A 17,265-nucleotide genomic window follows, 5' to 3' on the forward strand; every position below is an offset into this window, starting at 1 on the left:
GAGGCGTGTCGGAGATTTTGCTCGGATTCCCCCAAGCAAAAAAACCGCCCCGGTCTCCCGGGGCGGCTTTTGAATCTCTTCAGCGGCTTCTGCTATGACCGCCGCTGGAAAGGCGCGCGATTACTTCCGCTTCGCGGCCTTCTTGGCAACCTTCTTTGCGGCCTTTTTCGCAGCCTTCTTGGCCGGAGCCTTGGCAGGTGCGTTCTTGCCTTCCTCGATTGCGGCCTGGGCAGCGGCGAGGCGGGCGACCGGCACGCGGTAAGGCGAGCAGGACACGTAGTTCAGGCCCAGCTTGTGGCAGAACTTCACCGAGTCCGGATCACCACCGTGCTCACCGCAGATGCCGAGCTTGATGTTCGGGCGGGTGCTGCGGCCCTTGGTGACGGCGGTCTCCATGAGTTGGCCCACGCCGGTCGCATCGAGGGTGGCGAAGGGGTTCTTGGAGAACACTTCGCTTTCGATGTACGGCATCAGGAAGGCACCCATGTCGTCACGGCTGATGCCGAGCGCGGTCTGGGTCAGGTCGTTCGTGCCGAAGCTGAAGAACTCAGCGCCCTTCGCGATCTCATCGGCGGTCAAAGCACCACGCGGCACTTCGATCATCGTGCCGACCTGGTATTCGAAGCTGACCTTCTTCTCGGCCATCACTTCCTTCGCCACGCTGTGGACGATTGCGGCCTGGAGTTCGAACTCCTTGCCGAAGCCGACCAGCGGGATCATCACCTCAGGCTTCACGGCGATCTTCTTCTTCGCCACGTCAGCGGCGGCTTCGAAGATGGCGCGGGCCTGCATCTCGGTGATTTCCGGGTAGGCGATGCCGAGACGGCAGCCGCGGTGACCCAGCATCGGGTTGAACTCGTGCAGGTCGTGCACGCGCTGGATGATCTTCTCCACCGGCACGCCGATCTTCTTGGAGAGGTCGAGCTGCTGCTCCTTCGTGTGAGGAAGGAATTCGTGGAGCGGCGGGTCCAGCAGGCGGATCGTGGCCGGCAGACCCTTGAGGGTCTTGAAGATGCCGGTGAAGTCTTCGCGCTGGTAAGGAAGCAGCTTGGCCAGGGCGGCCTTGCGGGCTTCCAGCGTGGTCGCCAGGATCATCTCGCGCATCGCGTCGATCCGGTCACCTTCGAAGAACATGTGCTCCGTGCGGGTCAGGCCGATGCCCACAGCGCCGAAGGCCACTGCGATACGGGTCTGCTCCGGGGTGTCGGCGTTCGTGCGGACGGACATCTTGGTCGCCTGCTCGCACCATTCCATCAGCTTCAGGAAGCTCTTGAACTTCTCGGTCTTCTTCGCGGCCTTGTCGCCATCGACGATGCCGGTGATGATTTCCGAAGGAGCGGTCTTCAGCTCACCGCCGTAGACGGTGCCGCTGGTGCCATCGATGGAGAGGTAGTCACCTTCCTTGAAGGTTTCACCGGCCACCTTCACGGTCTTCTTGTCGTAGTCGATCTCGATGGCGGCGGCACCACAGATACAGACCTTGCCCATCTGGCGGGCCACGAGAGCCGCGTGGGAAGACACACCGCCCTTGGCGGTGAGGATGCCTTCCGCAGCGATCATGCCGCGAAGGTCTTCCGGAGAGGTCTCGTTACGCACGAGGAGGACGCGCTCACCCTTTTCAGCGGCGGCCGCGGCGCGGTCGGCGTTGAGGTAGATCTTGCCGGAGGCGGCACCCGGACCGGCCGGGAGACCCTTGGCCAGTTCCTTGGCCTTCTTCACCTCGGCGAGGTCGAAGATCGGGGCCAGCAGTTGGTCGAGCTGGTCGGCCGGGTTGCGGAGCACCGCGGTCTTCCAGTCGATCAGGCCTTCCTTCACCATGTCCATGGAGAACTTCAGCGCGGCAGCAGCCGTGCGCTTGCCGTTGCGGGTCTGCAGCATGAACAGCTTGCCTTCCTGCACGGTGAACTCGACGTCCTGCACGTCCTTGAAGTGCTTCTCCAGGATCTGGCGCACCTTCATCAGTTCCGCGAAGGGCTTCGGCATCGCCTTCTTCATCAGCGCGACCGGCTCCGGGGTGCGGACGCCGGCGACGACGTCTTCGCCCTGGGCGTTCACCAGGAACTCGCCGTAGAATTCGTTCACGCCGTTGGCCGGGTTACGGGTGAAGGCCACGCCGGAACCGGAGGTGTCACCGGTGTTGCCGTAGACCATCGCCTGCACGTTCACCGCCGTGCCCCACTCGGCCGGGATGTTGTACTTGCGGCGATACACGATCGCGCGGTCGTTCATCCAGGAACCGAACACGGCACCAGCGGCACCGCGCAGCTGCTCCCACGGATCGGCAGGGAAGCCCTTGCCGGTGCGGTCCTTCACCAGCGCCTTGAAGCGCTTCACCAGTTCCTTCTGGTCTTCGGCGGTCAGGTCGGAATCGACGAGATCCTTGCCATACTTCTCGTGCTTGAACTCTTCGATCACGACCTCGAAGGGCTCGTGGTCTTCGCCTTCGGTCTTTTGCACGCCGAGCACCACGTCGCCGTACATCTGCACGAAGCGGCGGTAGCAGTCCCAAGCGAAGCGCTCGTTCTGGGTGGCGGCGACGAGGGCCAGCACGGTCTCATCGTTGAGGCCCAGGTTGAGAATGGTGTCCATCATGCCCGGCATGGAGTCACGGGCACCGGAGCGCACGGCCACCAGCAGCGGCATGCCCTTCGCATCGCCGAACTTGCAGCCCATGATCTTCTCCATGTTCTTCACACCGGCTTCCATCTGTGCCTGAAGCACGGACGGGTAGGTCTTCTTGTGGCCGTAGAAGTAGGTGCAGACCTCCGTGGTGATGGTGAATCCCGGAGGCACTGGCAGACCGATGCGGGTCATTTCCGCGAGGTTCGCGCCTTTTCCGCCCAGGAGAGCCTTCATCGACCCGTTGCCATCGGCTTTGCCGTTGCCCCAGGTGTAAACGTACTTGGTGCCCTTGGCAGCGGGCGCTTTCTTGGCCGCCTTCTTGGCGGACTTCTTCACGGTAGCCATCTCTTGTTGTTGGAGTGGGGTTGGTCTTGGGAAAGGCGCGTGGAGACGGCGAAAAAGCCGCCGTACCCCCGGGCGCGGACGCGCGAGGCTAGCGACCAAGAAGCTTGTGTCAATGAACCAGTTCCGTCTGTGGAACGCGTTGCAGGAGACCGTTTCCCACATGCCATCACAGCGGCAAATCACGCATCTCGATCCAGATCTCAAAAGACCTCCGCGATCGCTGCTCTCACCCAAAACTGCAGCGCGGCGAAGGCAATCCCGGCGGGATGCTAATCTTCTCGGAACCAAAGGATAGTAACCTTTGGTGCAATAGCGGCCGCCTGAACGGGGTGATAGACCGGCAGACCATGAAAAACTGTCTCTGTCTGCTCCTCGTGGGGACCTGCCTCGGCTTTGCCCAAGAGTCCGCCACCGTCGATCTTGCCGCCCGCCGTGAGTCCGTGGTCACGCTCAAGCAGCGCATTGATGCCCGCCAGAAGCGTCTCGACGAAGTCGCCGGCGAGATCCGCGACCGCTCGGCCAAGACCGACAAGAAGATCGAGGACCTCGTGAAAATGCTCTCTGGCCTGAAGGATTCGCAGGACTCCAAGCGCCGCATTTCCGACGTGAAGGGCGAGGCCGCCGCCGGGCTCAAGCGCCTCGTCGAAATCTACCGCACCGAGCGCCGCAACACCTTGGCGCGCCTCGCCAAGGATCCCGCCGCAGAGAAAGAAGCCCTCTCCACCGATCTCGCCGCCATGGACAAACTGGCCGAGAAGCGCATCGCCGACATCGTGGAATTGGTGAAATCAATGCCCGGCGGCACCGACGTCCAGAAGTACGAAAACGACGGCGACACCTACTACGACAACGGTACCTACTACGAAAACAGCCGCATCAGCGAGGCTTGGCGCCAGAATCGCCGCGACAAGGTGGAGACCGAAAAGGCCCGCCGCGAAGCCCAGCAAGCCCTTGAAAAGGCCATCGCCGACCTCAGCGGTCGCCGCGATACCGCCAAGAACGCGGTGAACGCCGCTGGCCTCAGCGATGCGGAAAAGGAGATCCGCCAGCAAGAACTCGCCAACGTCGAGGGCATGCTCCAGCAGCGCAAGGCCCAGCTCGTCGAGGTCTCGCGCCCCGCTCTCACCCCGGAAGAATCCGCCTCCAAGAATGAGGCCGACGACCTGAAGAGCCTTCTCGCCGAAGCCCGCAGCGACATCGGCAGCGACGTCCGGAAAACCCTCACCCTCTACCGCGAAGCCGTGGTAGAACGCGAAAACATCCGCGACCTCCGCGAAAACCTCGCCGCCCGCGAAAAGTGGCTGCAGGAAAACGACCCCGAGGCCAAGAAGGACAAGTAAGCCCAACGGGACGGCCTCAGGCCCGACCTTCTTCCCTCAACCCGTCCCCGGCGCCGACCTATCGGCCCCGGGGACGGGCGTTTCTGCCCATCGCGAAGCGGCTACCTGCCACTCCCACCCCGCGCTCCCGCCTCAGGCCCCTTGGGACCGCGAGGTCTCCGGCCTCGCCTCACCGGCCGAGCGAACCCACCACCAAAGCCCGCCCCCTTGTTAAGTGAATTCCGCCGCGTAGCGGCCTTGGACTGCGTGCAGCCTGCTGCCGCTTTCGGCAGGCAACCCTGTTGCCGTGAAGCAGCAGGAGAACTTCGTCTCCAGATCGGGAGCGATGCCGAAGCTAACCCTGCTTCCCCGGACACAGGGCCTCCACCCCATCCCTCGTGCCCACCACAGTGCCTGCCCCACCGGGAGCGCCGCGGCACCGCCTCGCCTCACCGTTCGAGCGAACCCACCACCAAAGCCCGCCCCGCTAGCAAGTGGATCCCGCCGCGCAGCGGCCTTGGACTGAGTGCAGCCTGCTACCGCTTTCGGCAGGCAACCCTGTTGCCGTGAAGCAGCAGGAGAACCTAGTTTCCAGATCGGGAGCGACGCTGAACCAAACCCACGCCCTCCCGTCATTGTAAAAGCTCGCAGCTCCCGGGAAGAGCTCGCGCATCGTGCAAAGCCTGGCCTTGCCATTTGCAGATGGAACACACTCACCACGGCAGAGGATGCCCATTCATCCCCGCCCGGAGTCCCCGCGTCGGCTCTAATCTCCCCAACTGCTACGCTTCACTCCGCCATCCACCCGGCGTGCCAGCGCGCGGCTTGGCATCCCTCGTGCGAAGACATCCCCATGAAGATCGTCCTCAACTCACGCACGATCGTCGGCCCGCAGCACGCTCAAGCCGCGGCCTTTGCCAGCGAATGGCCGCCCGGTAATCCGGTCAGCATTGAATGGATCGAAAGCTCGTCCAGCCGCTGCGTGCTTGCTGTTGAGATTCCGGAAGACCAGCCCGTCATCCTCACGGGTACCGTGGCACCCCTCGACGGTCACGATGCCCGTGGTCATCTTGAAATCGATCTCCGCGACAATTTGGGTCTCCCGCCCTACAAAGGCGAAGACGCAGACCACTGCGAAAACTCCTCTGTCTGAACCGAACCATGTCGCCCGGCTCTTCCATTCCCTCGCTCGGCCATTGCCTCACTGATGCCGGGGTCACGCTCCGATTTGTGAGATTGATCGCTCCCACCGCTCTTGGACTTGCCCCCTACTGCCATTTCCGGATCAGGGTGGCTTCCCTCGACGTCGGGCACCTCAATCTGCGGTTGGGCGACAGCGAACACCTCCGCAGCGTGGTCGGCCACATCGGCTACGGAATCCGCCGCAGATTCCGTGGCCACCATCTTGCTCTTTCTGCGTGTCGGGCTCTCGCCCCCTTTGCGCGGCGGCTTGCTCCGGAGTGGATCTTGACCTGCGACCCTGCCAACCACGCCTCCCGCCGCACCCTTGAACGCCTCGTCGGAAATACTGGCGAGGAAGTGCCGGTCCCCCGGAACGATTCCCATTATCAGCGCGGTTCCCGGACCAAGCTTCGCTTCCATTGGTTCCCGGGATTCGCCTAGCTGTGCGTCTGCCGCCATCTTCCGTGCACACCGCATTTGCAGCCCCACCGGGACAGCGTGGCAGCGCCTCGCTTCACCGCTCGAGCCAACCACCCCGCGTTCCCGCATCAGGCCTCCTGGGACCGCGAGGTCTCCCGCCTCGCCTCACCGGTCGGGCGAACCCACCACCAAAGCTCGCCTCCTTATCAAGTGGATCCCGCCGCGTAGCGGCCTTGGACTGCGTGCAGCCTGCTGCCGCTTTCGGCAGGCAACCCAGTTGCCGTGAAGCAGCAGGAGAACCTCGTTTCCAGATCGGGAGCGATGCCGAAGCAAACCCTGCCTCCCGGGAACGCGGAGCCTCCAGCCCTCTTGCTCACGCTATCTCCTTTGCCCTGCGAGCCACGGGAAATCGTGCCAATTCAAGACCCGGCCTCGTATCAAAACTAGCTGCCTTCTCCCGCCACAAAGGGGCATCCTATCGTAGCCCGGGCATCGCCCGGGGAGGTCATGCGTCGACGATTTTCGAGCCCTGAAAGGGCGAGCTAATCCGAGAAATCGCCGCCCTCGGATCGCGCTTCGGCAATCTCGTGCCAGCCGCCATCCTCTTTGCCGCTTCACCGAAACTCCGCTCCATCTGAATGGGCTTGGTTCTCGCATTTTAACATCGCGGCCGCAGGGCCTTCGATAAGTTCCGGAGCCCACCTCCATCCAAACTATCTCTCAAAACCCGACAGCCACGCTCACCTAAAAACGGTTCTCCGTCAGGTTTGCTGATGGATTCCAACCGCAGCCGAATCGGACTCACGAAGATAAAGACAAGAGTCTCATTTTCTACCTTCGGCACCTTCCTCGCCGACCACCGCTTCATTCCTCTTTCCTAACCCATCCATCGGATCCATCCCGGTCTCAATCTTCTTCATCTACGTGCATCCCGTTCATCTGCGGTTGAATGGCTGTTCCGGAACCCACCAGCAGATCTGACGGAGACGCTCAAAAAAGCGCCCGTGTCGCCCGTCTCCAGCGCTCGCTAGTTTTCCACCTTGAGAGGCACGAAGTGCCCCCAAACCAAACCAGCGATGCACCACATGAAAAAGCCAAGGCCAAGGCCCCTCAACCCCAGACAGGAAAAGTTCGCCCAACTCGTCGCCCAAGGCCTCCCCGCCTCCCAGGCCTACGTCGAAGCCGGCTACTCCAAACAGCAACCCGATGCCACCGCCAACGGCTGCCTCCTCCTGAAAACCCCGCGCGTGGCCGCCCGCGTCGCAGAGATCCAGAACCTCGCGGCAAGCCTCGACACCACCCTGCTCACCATCGTCGAGAAGCGCCGCTTCCTCGCCGAGGTGGTCCACACCCCGGTCGGCAGCATCGGCCCCGACTCACGGCTCTGCCAAGAGTTCTACGAGAAAACAAAAAAGAGAACCACAGCGACAACGCAGGCGGGCGGCACTCCAAGCGACGACAACGCAGCGGAGACCGTAACCGACCCCACAACCGAAGCGGATACCGTAATCCTGTGGCGCCGGATCAAGATGCCCGATAAATTGCGGGCCATCGACCTGGACTCGAAGCTGGCCGGACACTTCCCCAAGGCCGCGGCAGGCTTGGACGACGACGAGGAAGACCTCGCGATCTTTGACCTCGAGACGATCCGGGAGATTGCCGAGAGAGTGAGGATCGTCTCGCCCCTTCTCATGGGACTGCAGCATCCTTCAGTCCCGCCGAGCGTCCAGTGACCCGTCGATGGGGGCCGCTTCCGCAAACGAACCCGTCCTATCGAGTGCTGCGACATGTCGCGGCTTTGGGAGCCGGCCCCCGTCAACCGCCCAGCCGTCCCCGCAGCCGACGATATCGGCTCCACTGCCGGAGAAGTGAGCTTCTCACCTCACTCCTCCACCTCCTGCCTTTCTCATGCCTTTCTCCTGTTCAAATCCCCGCCTTTGACCGCCTCGCCTGAAACGCAGCGGATCCGCCAACCACGGATGAAAGGCAGAAAAAGCCTCCGCCACTGAATCTTCATCCGTGGAAATCCGTGTCCATCCGTGGTTCCCCCGCCTTTGCTGCAAAGTCCCTCCACAGATCGGACCCCATATCAGTGCTCCACCTTCGCGTTGAGCTTCAGAATACGGCGCACCTCCTCGATCCCCTCCGGATTCTGGTGGGCGCTGTGGTTCGAAGGGACGATCTTTTCCGAGGCCGCACCCTCGAGGTGTGAGCTCCAGTAAGGCACCACCCCATCACTGGAGTTCGGCGTGTCGCCCTTGCCGCGATCGCCCATGATCGAGTGGTAGGTCACCCCCGGCGCGATCGGCATCGCGCTGATCGCCTTCACGAAGCGGTTGTTCGGTGAGAGGGTATCGATGCTGTTCGGCGCGCGCTCCAGCACCATCGAGGCACTGTCTGCCACCATGACGGAGGACACCGCGTCGCGGGCATCGGCCAGGAAGCTCGGGACTCGCACCAGCCGCGAGCCGAGGCGTCCGATCCAGTTCGAGGCATAGCCAGAACCCTTGTGCGGCGCGGAGATGAAGATTGCTCGGTGGATATTCTTGCGATGGGTGAAGATCAGGGAGTCGACCAAGAGCTGCCGGCTGGGACCGCTGACTTTCGTTTGCTCAGGGGGATGGCCGAAGAGATTCAGCCACAGCTTGTCGCCCGCATCCGTCACCATCAGGCGGCTGATCAGGCTGCCCATGCTGTGCCCCACGATCACGATGTCCTTGTGATCGGGGAATTCCTTGTCGATGCCGTCCAATTCCTTCCTCAGCAGTGAGGCCGAGTAGGGATAAGGGTAGCCGCTCGGGTAGCTGAAGACCCAGAACTGGTAGCGCTCGCGGATCTCGGGATCATTGATCAGCGCGAGATACATCGGTGCCCAAGTCACCGGCGTGTCCTGCAAGCCGTGGACGAGGAGCACTGGGATGCGGTTCTTGTCGTACTTCTGCAGCCGCATCAGCCGGGCGGTGTCGGAATACTTTTGCGGGTTGAGCAGGCGGATCAGCCCCAACTTGTCCGGGCGGTCCACGGCGATGGACATGGAAACCGGCGCACCGAAATCCGCAGCCAGTGAGGGATTCCGGCCAGCGATGGCAATCCGCTCTTCCTCGAAGGGATCGTGCAGTTCTAGAGTGCCGTCCTTCTCGTTCTGGAAGCGCAGCACCGCGGTGAGCGCCGCGTGACTCTTCGGGAGATCGTAGGTCTTCCGGAAATCCTTGTTCGCCGGGGAGAGCGCGACCAGGCAGGCCCCCACTCCCGGGCGGATGGCCTGCTTGGCATACTTGCCCTTGAAGCTGAGGTTGTCGGCGGCGAGGTATTGGCGCTCCACCCGGGGCGCCCCGGGTTCCAACTTCCCGCGCAGCGTGCGGGCACCCTCTCCGGAGCCCACCGTGATCGCCCGGTCCCATGGCAGCGACTTCGCCTGTTCCAGGCTTTCCACCAAGCGGGCTACGGCGTGGTTGTAGAGTGCCACCGCCCCGGTTTCTCCCTCCAGCGCCTTGGCGCCGGCGAGCCGCGCGCAGTCGAAGAAGTGACCGCTGGCGAGGATCGGATTCTTGTCTGCCTTGCCGGCTTCCAGCTCCCTCAGCGCGTCCGAGAGCGGGGAAACCACATAGTCACCCTTGGGTGTGGGGCTGTGGGTGTGGGTGTAGGAAACCGGCGCGGCACAGCCTGCGAACAGCAGGATCGAGATGGTGCAGAGAATTCTTCGGGGCATGGTGTGGGACATGAGGATGATTTAGAAAACCGTTTTCAGGACCTTGCCGAGCAGTTCGCCGACCGGGATCTCAAGGGCCGCGACCGCGAGGATGGGAAGTGCGACCAGAGCCGCGACTTCCATGAGCGTCCGGCGCGAACATGGGATGATCCGCATGGCCTTCACGGCATTGTAGAGAGCGGTGGAAGGCGCCGCGGCACTTGGCTCGGGAGTCCCGCCCGCCGGAGCTATGGCAGGATTCTTGGTTTCGATCCAGCGCCGGTGGATCTGCCGCTCCTGGTGGCAGGTGAAGTCGCTGTAATCCGCCAGCCCCTTGCGGCGCGCTCTTTTCAGCAGCGGAATGAAAACCGTCAGCGGCACCAGGCAGAGCGCCAGGGCAACGACCCCGAAGATCCCAGCCTGCAATTGCAGGCTGGCGATGCGGGTGCCATGCCACTTCACATCATGGGCAGCGTAGGCCGCCTGCACGCAGGACATCGCAAACACCAGCGGCACGAAGGCCCGCGGCAGCAACTCGAGGAAGCCCAGCCCGCCCAAGCCATCAGGATGGCTCGGCACCGGCTCCAGCCCGAGCTTCACGACCCGCCGGAAAAAGATGGTGATCAGGATGATCCGCCACATCCAAGAAAGCAGGAAGATCTGCAGCAGGGGGCGCGAGACACAGAGATACCACCAGCCGCCGATGCCCAGGCCATTGCCCTCCCGCGCCCAGTCGAGTTCACGCAGGCGCTGGCTTGCCTCCGGGATCAGCATGCTGGCCAGGATCACCGTCCCGATCGTCACCCACGGCAAGGTCGAGTCCCGTAGGCGCTCGACGCCGGCGATCACCTCGCGGAAGGCCGGCACCTTTTCCCTCGGCACCACACCGGAGGAGATGAAGCGCGGCAACAGGCGCTTCATTACCGATTTCGCCACCCGCTCGCCGTAGATCAGCACCGGCAGCGCGATCAGGAAGCGCACATGGATTTCCAAATGCCGCATCAGGGGCTCGCTTGTCGTGTCCGCGAAGGCGCGCTTGTTCACCAGCGCCCAGAGCATCAGCGGTAGCCAGGCCAGCAGGGTGAAGACGATCGTGCGCCGTGCAATGCCGTCCTTGCCACTGCGCGGATAGAGCCGCACGGCACGTTGCGCCCGGGTCCATGCATCTCCCTCCACCAGTGTGAAGCGCAAGGCTTCGCTTTCGGGTCCAAGGTCGCTCTCTGATGTTATCGGAAGGTTCGCGGACATGCCAAATCGAAGAAACGGGAATCGTGTAGCAAGAATTAAGGAAGCGGCAGATACCACTTTAGTTCAATGGCCGGGCCCGCGGAGCCGCCATCCATGCGGGCTGCAGGGCTTGGCGGGTTGTTACAAAACTCCTCATCTTGCTTTTCGGTCATTGCGATTCTAGGGTCAGGGGTTGCTATGAAAACACTACTCCACCTCATCGGCCGCTTCGCTCTCCTCGCCCTGTCCGGGGCGCTGCTGAGCCAGTGCGCACATGAACCCGTCACGCAGGCAAACGCTGCGAACTCCAGCCGCAAGCAGATCTCCGCGGACTCCCGTGCCGCCCTCAGGGATCTTTATGCGAGCAATCCTTCCGCCCGCCACTTGGGCAAACATGCCTCCGGCATCCTCGTCTTCCCGCATGTCATGAAGGGCGGCTTCGTCGTCGGTGCTGAAGGCGGCAATGGCGCGCTCTTCGGCTCGGATGGCGGAACCCGCGGCTACTATCAGACGGCCGGTGCTTCCTGGGGCCTGCAGGCGGGCGTCCAGAAGTTTGGCTATGCTCTCTTCCTCATGAACAAGCAGGAGGTGGCCAATCTCGATCAAGCAGCGGGATGGTCGGTTGGCAGCAGCCCGAGCCTCGTCGTCGTGGATAAAGGCGTGGCCTCCGAACTTACCACCAAGAACATTTCCAAGGGAACCTACGCCTTCATCTTCGACCAGAAGGGCCTGATGGGCGGCCTCGGCCTGAAGGGTACCAAGATCACCAGGATCCACCCCGGCCCCTGAGCTGATATTCACGTTTCCTTTTACGATTGGAAATAAGACGGGCTCCCGCAGGGGAGCCCGTCTCCTTTGATGGATGCCTCAGAGCGTCTTGTCGAAGGTCAGCCCCGGATCTCCTTGCGGACCGCCCGCGAGCACGAAGTTCAGCTTCTTGTCCTCCGGCAGCTTGATCTCACCGACCATCTGCGAGTCATCGGATGCCAAGACCAGCAGGCCCTTCTCATCGATGCTGAATGTGCCGATCAGATCGCTCTTCTGATCGCCCTTGTTGAAGACCCAACTAAACTTCCCGTCTTCGCCTAGGGTCAGCGTCACCTTTCCATCGGCACCACGGTCATTCACCCAGGTGCCGGGCAGTTTCTCCGCTGGAACCGGGGCTGGCGCTTCTTTCTCCACCGCCGGTACCGGGGCGCTGGTATCGCCGGTATCCGGGGAGATCGAGGACTTGCACAGGTCGCGGAGCTGCGCGGCGACCCGGTCGGCCGGCTGCAACTTCACGGTCTGATCGAATTCCCCGTAGGCCTGATCCAAGTGGGCACACACCAGATAGTGGTATCCGAGCAGGAAGTGCGAGGCGGCATCGTCGGGCTTGGAGCGCGAGTAATCCTCCAGTTTCCGCAGTTGGTCGGTGTAGACGCTCTGCGAGGAGTAAAGGCCGGTCATCGTGGTCCAGTCCCAGCCCGGACCGGAAGCCAGTACCGGATTGAGCACGCCGGCGGCTTCACCATACTTGCCGAGCGCAAAGAGAATCAGCGCGCGGTACTCGTGGATCGCAGTGTCGCCCGGCATCGCGGCGATGGATTGGTCCACCGACTTCATGGCGCTCAGGTAGTCGCCCTGCTTGAAGGCGTCCCGCGACGCATCCAGCGCAACGGAGGATTTTTCCTCGGCGCTTTGCTCAGCCACCTCATCGCCCGGCGGCATCTTGCCCGCGGATACGGAGAGCGGCTCGGTATAGTTGATGACCGTCGTGTTGCCACTCTGGACCGGCGGGGCGGGGTAGGGGTTCTGGTAGCTCTGGTAGCCGGTGTTGTAGATCAGGCTGCCGAGGCCCCAGGCCGCGAGCCCCCAAGCCATGCCCTCGCCGAAGTCGTGGTGGTCGTCCACCACCACGTAGCCCGGGTAAGGGTGCGGGCGGTAGTAGTTGTTGTGGCCGTACCAACCGCTGTTCCAACCGTAGTTCCAGCTCCCATGGTGCCAGCCGTGGCAGTTGTTGGCGTTCCACCAGGGACGGTTGCCCCAGTAGTTCGGCTTGTAGCCCCAGTTGACGTTCTTCTGGAAGTTGTTGTTGATCGTGACGTTGTTGTTGTTGCCGGCGATGTTCACGTTGCCACGGCCCGGCCGGTTCCAGTTGCCCCAATTACCCCAGTTGTTGCCCCAGTTGCCCTTGTTGACGTGGCGGTTGTCGATGTTGACCGTCGGCCGGTTGATCACCGGGCGGTTGTTGATGTTCGTGTTGCCGCCGCCGGGCCGGATGATGTTGTTATTGTTCCCGCTGTTGTTGCCACTGTTCCAATTCGGCCGCTGGCCGGGACGCGGGTAGTTGACGTTGCCCGGTCTGGTATTGGGCCGGTCGGGCAAGGGCATGGGCCGGACGTTTCCGCCGCCACCGGCACCGGGAAGGAAGTTGTTGTTACCGCCGCCCCCCGGACGGTTGTTACCGCCACCTCCGCCAGGCCGGTTATTCCCGCCGCCACCGGGCAGGATGTTGTTACCGCCGCCCCCGCCAGGCCGGTTGTCGCCGCCACCTCCGGGACGATTGTCTCCGCCTCCGCCGGGACGGTTGTTGCCGCCGCCCCCGGGCAGGATGTTGTTGCCACCACCTCCACCGGGCCGATTGTCGCCGCCACCTCCGGGGCGATTGCCCCCTCCACCAGGACGATTGTCGCCGCCGCCTCCCGGGCGGTTGTTGCCACCGGCCCCGGGAAGTTGAGTGCCGCCACCGCCACCACCGGGGCGGACATTGTTGCCACCGCCGCCGGGACGTTGGACGCCACCGCCGCCGGCACCAGGCCGCACGGCTGCGCCGCCGCCACCACCACCTCCTCCTCCGCCACCCGGGCGTTGCACGCCCGCACCACCGCCGCCGGGTCGTGGTGCCGGGCGGGCTTGAGGTTGCTGTTGAGGGCGATTCATCTTGGAGCCGGTCATCGGGCTGCGGTTCGCTTGGCGGGCAGCGCCGCCACCGCCACCTCCTCCTCCTCCTCCCCCACCGCCGCGGGGGGCACCACCACCTCCGCCACCGCCGCCGGCATGGCCGAGGCCGTGGCCACCACCACCGCCTCCTCCGCCCCCGGCACCGCCGCGGGCCTCCAGTTCGACGGTGAGCATCGAGCACATCAGGATCGGGACGATCACAGGTACGAAGTTTTTCATGATCTTGGAGAAGTTGAGGTGATCATTGTTTTTCAGGGCTTTCCGCCTCCGGCTTGGCGGCTACGGGGCCGTTTTCTGGATCCGGCGCGCGGCGCACGAATTTCAATTCGATGTCGGGCTGGGCCTCTCCGGCCATCACCCGGTCTGTGGATTTCCAGACGATGGTGTCCTCGCCATCGAAGCTCATCCGCTGCGTGGCGGAATTGGTCTCAGCGTCCGCAGTCACGCCGCTGCTGCGGATCAGCCACTCGTTGCCCACCCGCGTCCATTGGCCGGAGGCATTCCCGCCCTCACTATCGAAGGTCCACCAGAAGATGGAGGAGCAGGCAGGATTCCAGCCGATGCGGATGCTGGTGGTCTGGACGTCGCCATCGCCGTCGGTGGTCACCGCTTCGCCGATCAGGAAGTTCCCGCTGGCGTCGAGATCCATCGACAGTGCCATGCGCAGGTCGTCGCTCTCAAAGGACCAATCGCCGGTCAGACCGCCGAGAGGCTTGAGATGCTCCGAGGGCGGCGTGACCTCCAATTGGTCGCGCGTGCTGGCGATCAGCCAGCCGCCGTCCGCCTGCTTGATCTGGGTGGCGGAGTAGCTGATCGATTTCACCGGCTCGCTCGCGTCCGGATAGGTGAAGTGGAGCACGCCGTCTTCGATCGCCACGCCCGGGGCAACCAGCCGCACTGACGAGGCCTCCAAGGCCACCTGCGGAACGTCGTCATCCTCAAAGAGGTCCTTGTAGCGCGCCTCGATCGCCGCTCGGCCGCGGACGGTCTCGCCATCCCGCGTCATCATTTCGGCGTTTGGCAGGAAGAGCGCGGCCACGCCGGCGGCATCCTTCTTGTTATAACTTTCAACAAAGCGCTCGGCCGACTTGGCAAGGGATTCGACCTCGGTGTCGGACGGGCCATCGTCGGCCGCGGCGGCCGCCGCCCCGGCATCCTTGGCCGGGGTCTTTTCCTGGGCGAAGGAGGGCTGGGAGAAGGGGAGAAGGAGAAGTAGTGCGAGTGGCTGGAGCCGTCGCGCGAGCGATCGTGTTCTCATGATCAGGGTCAGTTGATGGTGAAGGGGGATTGGAGTATCCGGCTTGTGAGGCAGGATAAGGAGTTAGATCGAAGTGTCGGTATCGGCTAGCGATTGTGCTATCCGAAATGCGCAAATCCGTTTATGCGATCGGGCCTGTATCAGCGCGAGTCATGGAGTCGCTTCACTTCCAGACCGATGAGTGCGGACGCCTTGCGGAACTTGCCGCCAGGTCCGGATGGGAAATGCACTGCATCCAGATCGAGCCGGGTGAATTCCGCGGTGTCTGTGACATTGCCCTGCTACCCGGTTTGCGGATCTGCCTCGGCAATTTCTCCCCGGCGCTGCGCATTCACGCGAAGGTGCCGGATGGCTGGCGGGCGCTAGCCATGGCGGACGGCGGCGCGTGCTTTCGCGGTCGAACGCTGGGCAATGGCGCCCTGTGTTACATCGTGCCGGGTGATCCGGCCTTTTGGCAAACTCCAGCCGATCACGCAGCGGACACGGTGATGATCGAGGCTGCCATTCTCGATCAAGCGATCCAGGAATTGAGCGGGGATAGCCTGGCCAAGTGCCTGCCGCATACCGCCGTGCTGGGAATCTCTCCGGAATACCTCGCCCCGCTGCGCCGCTTGTTGCGCGCGATAGTCTCAGAGGCCACGACTGCGACGGTCGAGGGCGAGAACTCTTGCCGGGTCCTCGCCGGCTCGCTGATCCGCACGCTCGCGGTCCTGCTCACAATGCCTGAGGTCGGTTCACGTCCGCCTGCTCACTCCAGCCCCGAGGCCTGCCATGTCGCGGCGGCGCTGGCCTTGATGGAGAAACATCCCGGCCGTGCGTGGAGTCTGCGCGAGCTCTGCCAACATGCGGATGTTTGTCCCCGGACCTTGCAGACAAGTTTCCTACGTCAGACCGGTGTGGGGCCCAACCGCTTTGTCCGTGAACTGCGGCTCAACCGCGTCCGTAGCCGCCTGCGCGGCGCACGCCGTGGCAGCGAGTCGGTGAAGCAGATCGCGATCGAGCATGGGTTCAACCATCTCGGGCATTTCTCGCGGGACTACGTCACGCTCTTCGGGGAGCTGCCTTCACAGACTCTCTGCAACGAATAGACATCGAGCTTATGAAGACGACGCTGAAGGGTAGGTCTATCAGCGCGTCACCTCTACGACGCGGTAGAACGCGGCATTTGCCCGGACGGGTGTCTGCCGTTCCTGGCCGTCGATCATCTGGTATTGGCGGCGGGGCGTGTGCCCGGATTCGTAGATGACGGGCTGCTCTGCGATCTGCTGGATGTGCCACTCGCCGGGAACGAGGTTGGCGGCGAGGGAGATGGTGATCCGGTCTTCCTTCTTCGGGGCTGCGGTCCGGAATTCGGACTGGAGGGCGACGCTGCCGAGTTTGCTCTGCAGGCTGCCGGACAAGGTGGTGCTGCAGGAGGCTTCGTAATCCGTGTCCTTCTTCCGTTTGGTGGTGAGGCCGAGCGCAGTGCGGCTGGCGAAGGGTTGCCCGGGCAGGCAGTGCACGGAGAAGGCAGTCCATTTGTTAGCGTGGACCGCACTGGACTCCGCGAGTATCGCCCGTCTCGCAGCATCCGCTGAAGGAAGGAGGGCAAAGCTATCCTCGGGAAGCCTACCGATGATCACTTCAAGCCGATAGAGCGGCGGGAGCTCCGGATCGACTTGGGCCTTGCCGATGAGGGGCGCTGCTTTCGGAGCGCCTTTCGTGAAGGCATAGAGCCAGAGCATCTGGCAGTAATGATCCACCGACCAATAAGCGACTTCCTGCCAGGCATTCGGGCGCAGAGGCACTTGGCTGGTGGCGGCATAGTGAATGAAATGGGCCATTCCCGGCTGAGGGTCGATGACCTGGTTGCCTTGGAGAAGGATCTTGGCATCCACGCTCAGGGTGGTCTCGCTGCCCTCGCCCAATCTCGCGGTGGTGATGGAAATGTTGGTGTCGTACCTTTCCCAAGGACCACGGTAGCTCAAAGATGGTGGCAAGTAGCCCTTCAGGTCGACCTGCTCCTTGCCGCTCATGGTCGCCTTGCCGAGATAGATGAGGCGACGCACACCGCGGGTACTGGTGAAGAAGTCCTCTCCGTCCGCAAAGTATTTGGCCGGCGCGGTGGCCATCTCGTAGCGGACGATGGGAGCCTCCAGCTTCGGGACGGTCATCAGGACGTAGCAGAGCGTGTCCTGGGCCTGGCCTCGGGAGGGGACGAGAAACAAGACGAGGAGAAGCGCGAAGGCGAGAAGGTGGAGGGTCGGTCTCATGGGTGCATG

Annotated in this window: 11 protein-coding genes; 5 read left to right on the plus strand and 6 right to left on the minus strand. The window is 63.2% G+C overall.

Annotated features, from left to right (window positions below; translation table 11 throughout):
• Positions 1-120: 120 nt before the first annotated feature.
• Positions 121-2,967, minus strand: coding sequence for a pyruvate, phosphate dikinase (gene ppdK / locus BV071_RS21820; protein ID WP_035611763.1), 2,847 nt, complete (start codon positions 2,965-2,967; stop codon positions 121-123).
• 347 nt (positions 2,968-3,314) lie between these two features.
• Between ppdK and BV071_RS21825 the strand changes: the two genes are divergently transcribed.
• The 3 genes from BV071_RS21825 to BV071_RS21840 all read left to right on the plus strand — a co-directional run bounded on the left by BV071_RS21825 (position 3,315) and on the right by BV071_RS21840 (position 7,621).
• Complete coding sequence (locus tag BV071_RS21825; protein ID WP_265594731.1) at positions 3,315-4,307, plus strand: hypothetical protein; 993 nt, start codon at positions 3,315-3,317, stop codon at positions 4,305-4,307.
• A gap of 832 nt (positions 4,308-5,139) precedes the next feature.
• Positions 5,140-5,439: a hypothetical protein gene (locus tag BV071_RS34410; RefSeq protein WP_075090976.1), complete on the plus strand. Its 300-nt coding sequence runs from the start codon at positions 5,140-5,142 to the stop codon at positions 5,437-5,439.
• 1,534 nt (positions 5,440-6,973) lie between these two features.
• Positions 6,974-7,621, plus strand: coding sequence for a terminase small subunit (locus BV071_RS21840; RefSeq protein ID WP_265594732.1), 648 nt, complete (start codon positions 6,974-6,976; stop codon positions 7,619-7,621).
• Positions 7,622-7,977: 356 nt separating this feature from the next.
• On the opposite strand, the gene BV071_RS21845 is transcribed toward BV071_RS21840, so the two are convergent.
• On the minus strand, positions 7,978-9,597 hold the full coding sequence (locus BV071_RS21845) for an alpha/beta fold hydrolase (RefSeq protein WP_265594733.1): 1,620 nt from the start codon (positions 9,595-9,597) through the stop codon (positions 7,978-7,980).
• Positions 9,598-9,618: 21 nt separating this feature from the next.
• Positions 9,619-10,824 (minus strand): hypothetical protein, encoded by a 1,206-nt coding sequence (locus tag BV071_RS21850; protein ID WP_035611773.1) that lies wholly within the window; start codon positions 10,822-10,824, stop codon positions 9,619-9,621.
• Between the two features lie 177 nt (positions 10,825-11,001).
• Between BV071_RS21850 and BV071_RS21855 the strand changes: the two genes are divergently transcribed.
• A complete protein-coding gene (locus BV071_RS21855) occupies positions 11,002-11,592 on the plus strand; it encodes a YSC84-related protein (protein WP_035611775.1) in 591 nt (196 codons plus the stop codon).
• Between the two features lie 78 nt (positions 11,593-11,670).
• Here the strand turns inward: BV071_RS21855 and BV071_RS33440 are convergent, their stop codons facing one another.
• A complete protein-coding gene (locus tag BV071_RS33440) occupies positions 11,671-13,965 on the minus strand; it encodes a hypothetical protein (protein ID WP_052573718.1) in 2,295 nt (764 codons plus the stop codon).
• Between the two features lie 22 nt (positions 13,966-13,987).
• Positions 13,988-15,004: a nuclear transport factor 2 family protein gene (locus tag BV071_RS21870; RefSeq protein WP_035611780.1), complete on the minus strand. Its 1,017-nt coding sequence runs from the start codon at positions 15,002-15,004 to the stop codon at positions 13,988-13,990.
• Positions 15,005-15,156: 152 nt separating this feature from the next.
• Between BV071_RS21870 and BV071_RS21875 the strand changes: the two genes are divergently transcribed.
• A complete protein-coding gene (locus tag BV071_RS21875) occupies positions 15,157-16,092 on the plus strand; it encodes a helix-turn-helix domain-containing protein (RefSeq protein ID WP_035611782.1) in 936 nt (311 codons plus the stop codon).
• 39 nt (positions 16,093-16,131) lie between these two features.
• On the opposite strand, the gene BV071_RS21880 is transcribed toward BV071_RS21875, so the two are convergent.
• The gene (locus BV071_RS21880; protein WP_035611784.1) at positions 16,132-17,256 is read right to left on the minus strand and encodes a hypothetical protein; all 1,125 of its coding nucleotides are present in this window, start codon (positions 17,254-17,256) and stop codon (positions 16,132-16,134) included.
• Positions 17,257-17,265: the final 9 nt, after the last annotated feature.

Source organism: Haloferula sp. BvORR071, from assembly GCF_000739615.1.
GTDB lineage: Bacteria > Verrucomicrobiota > Verrucomicrobiia > Verrucomicrobiales > Akkermansiaceae > Haloferula.

Coding starts and splice junctions, on each gene's coding strand:
- ppdK (WP_035611763.1), bottom strand. CDS start 2,967: ATGGCTACCGTGAAGAAGTCCGCCAAGAAGGCGGCCAAGAAAGCGCCC.
- BV071_RS21825 (WP_265594731.1), top strand. CDS start 3,315: ATGAAAAACTGTCTCTGTCTGCTCCTCGTGGGGACCTGCCTCGGCTTT.
- BV071_RS34410 (WP_075090976.1), top strand. CDS start 5,140: ATGAAGATCGTCCTCAACTCACGCACGATCGTCGGCCCGCAGCACGCT.
- BV071_RS21840 (WP_265594732.1), top strand. CDS start 6,974: ATGAAAAAGCCAAGGCCAAGGCCCCTCAACCCCAGACAGGAAAAGTTC.
- BV071_RS21845 (WP_265594733.1), bottom strand. CDS start 9,597: ATGCCCCGAAGAATTCTCTGCACCATCTCGATCCTGCTGTTCGCAGGC.
- BV071_RS21850 (WP_035611773.1), bottom strand. CDS start 10,824: ATGTCCGCGAACCTTCCGATAACATCAGAGAGCGACCTTGGACCCGAA.
- BV071_RS21855 (WP_035611775.1), top strand. CDS start 11,002: ATGAAAACACTACTCCACCTCATCGGCCGCTTCGCTCTCCTCGCCCTG.
- BV071_RS33440 (WP_052573718.1), bottom strand. CDS start 13,965: ATGAAAAACTTCGTACCTGTGATCGTCCCGATCCTGATGTGCTCGATG.
- BV071_RS21870 (WP_035611780.1), bottom strand. CDS start 15,004: ATGAGAACACGATCGCTCGCGCGACGGCTCCAGCCACTCGCACTACTT.
- BV071_RS21875 (WP_035611782.1), top strand. CDS start 15,157: ATGGAGTCGCTTCACTTCCAGACCGATGAGTGCGGACGCCTTGCGGAA.
- BV071_RS21880 (WP_035611784.1), bottom strand. CDS start 17,256: ATGAGACCGACCCTCCACCTTCTCGCCTTCGCGCTTCTCCTCGTCTTG.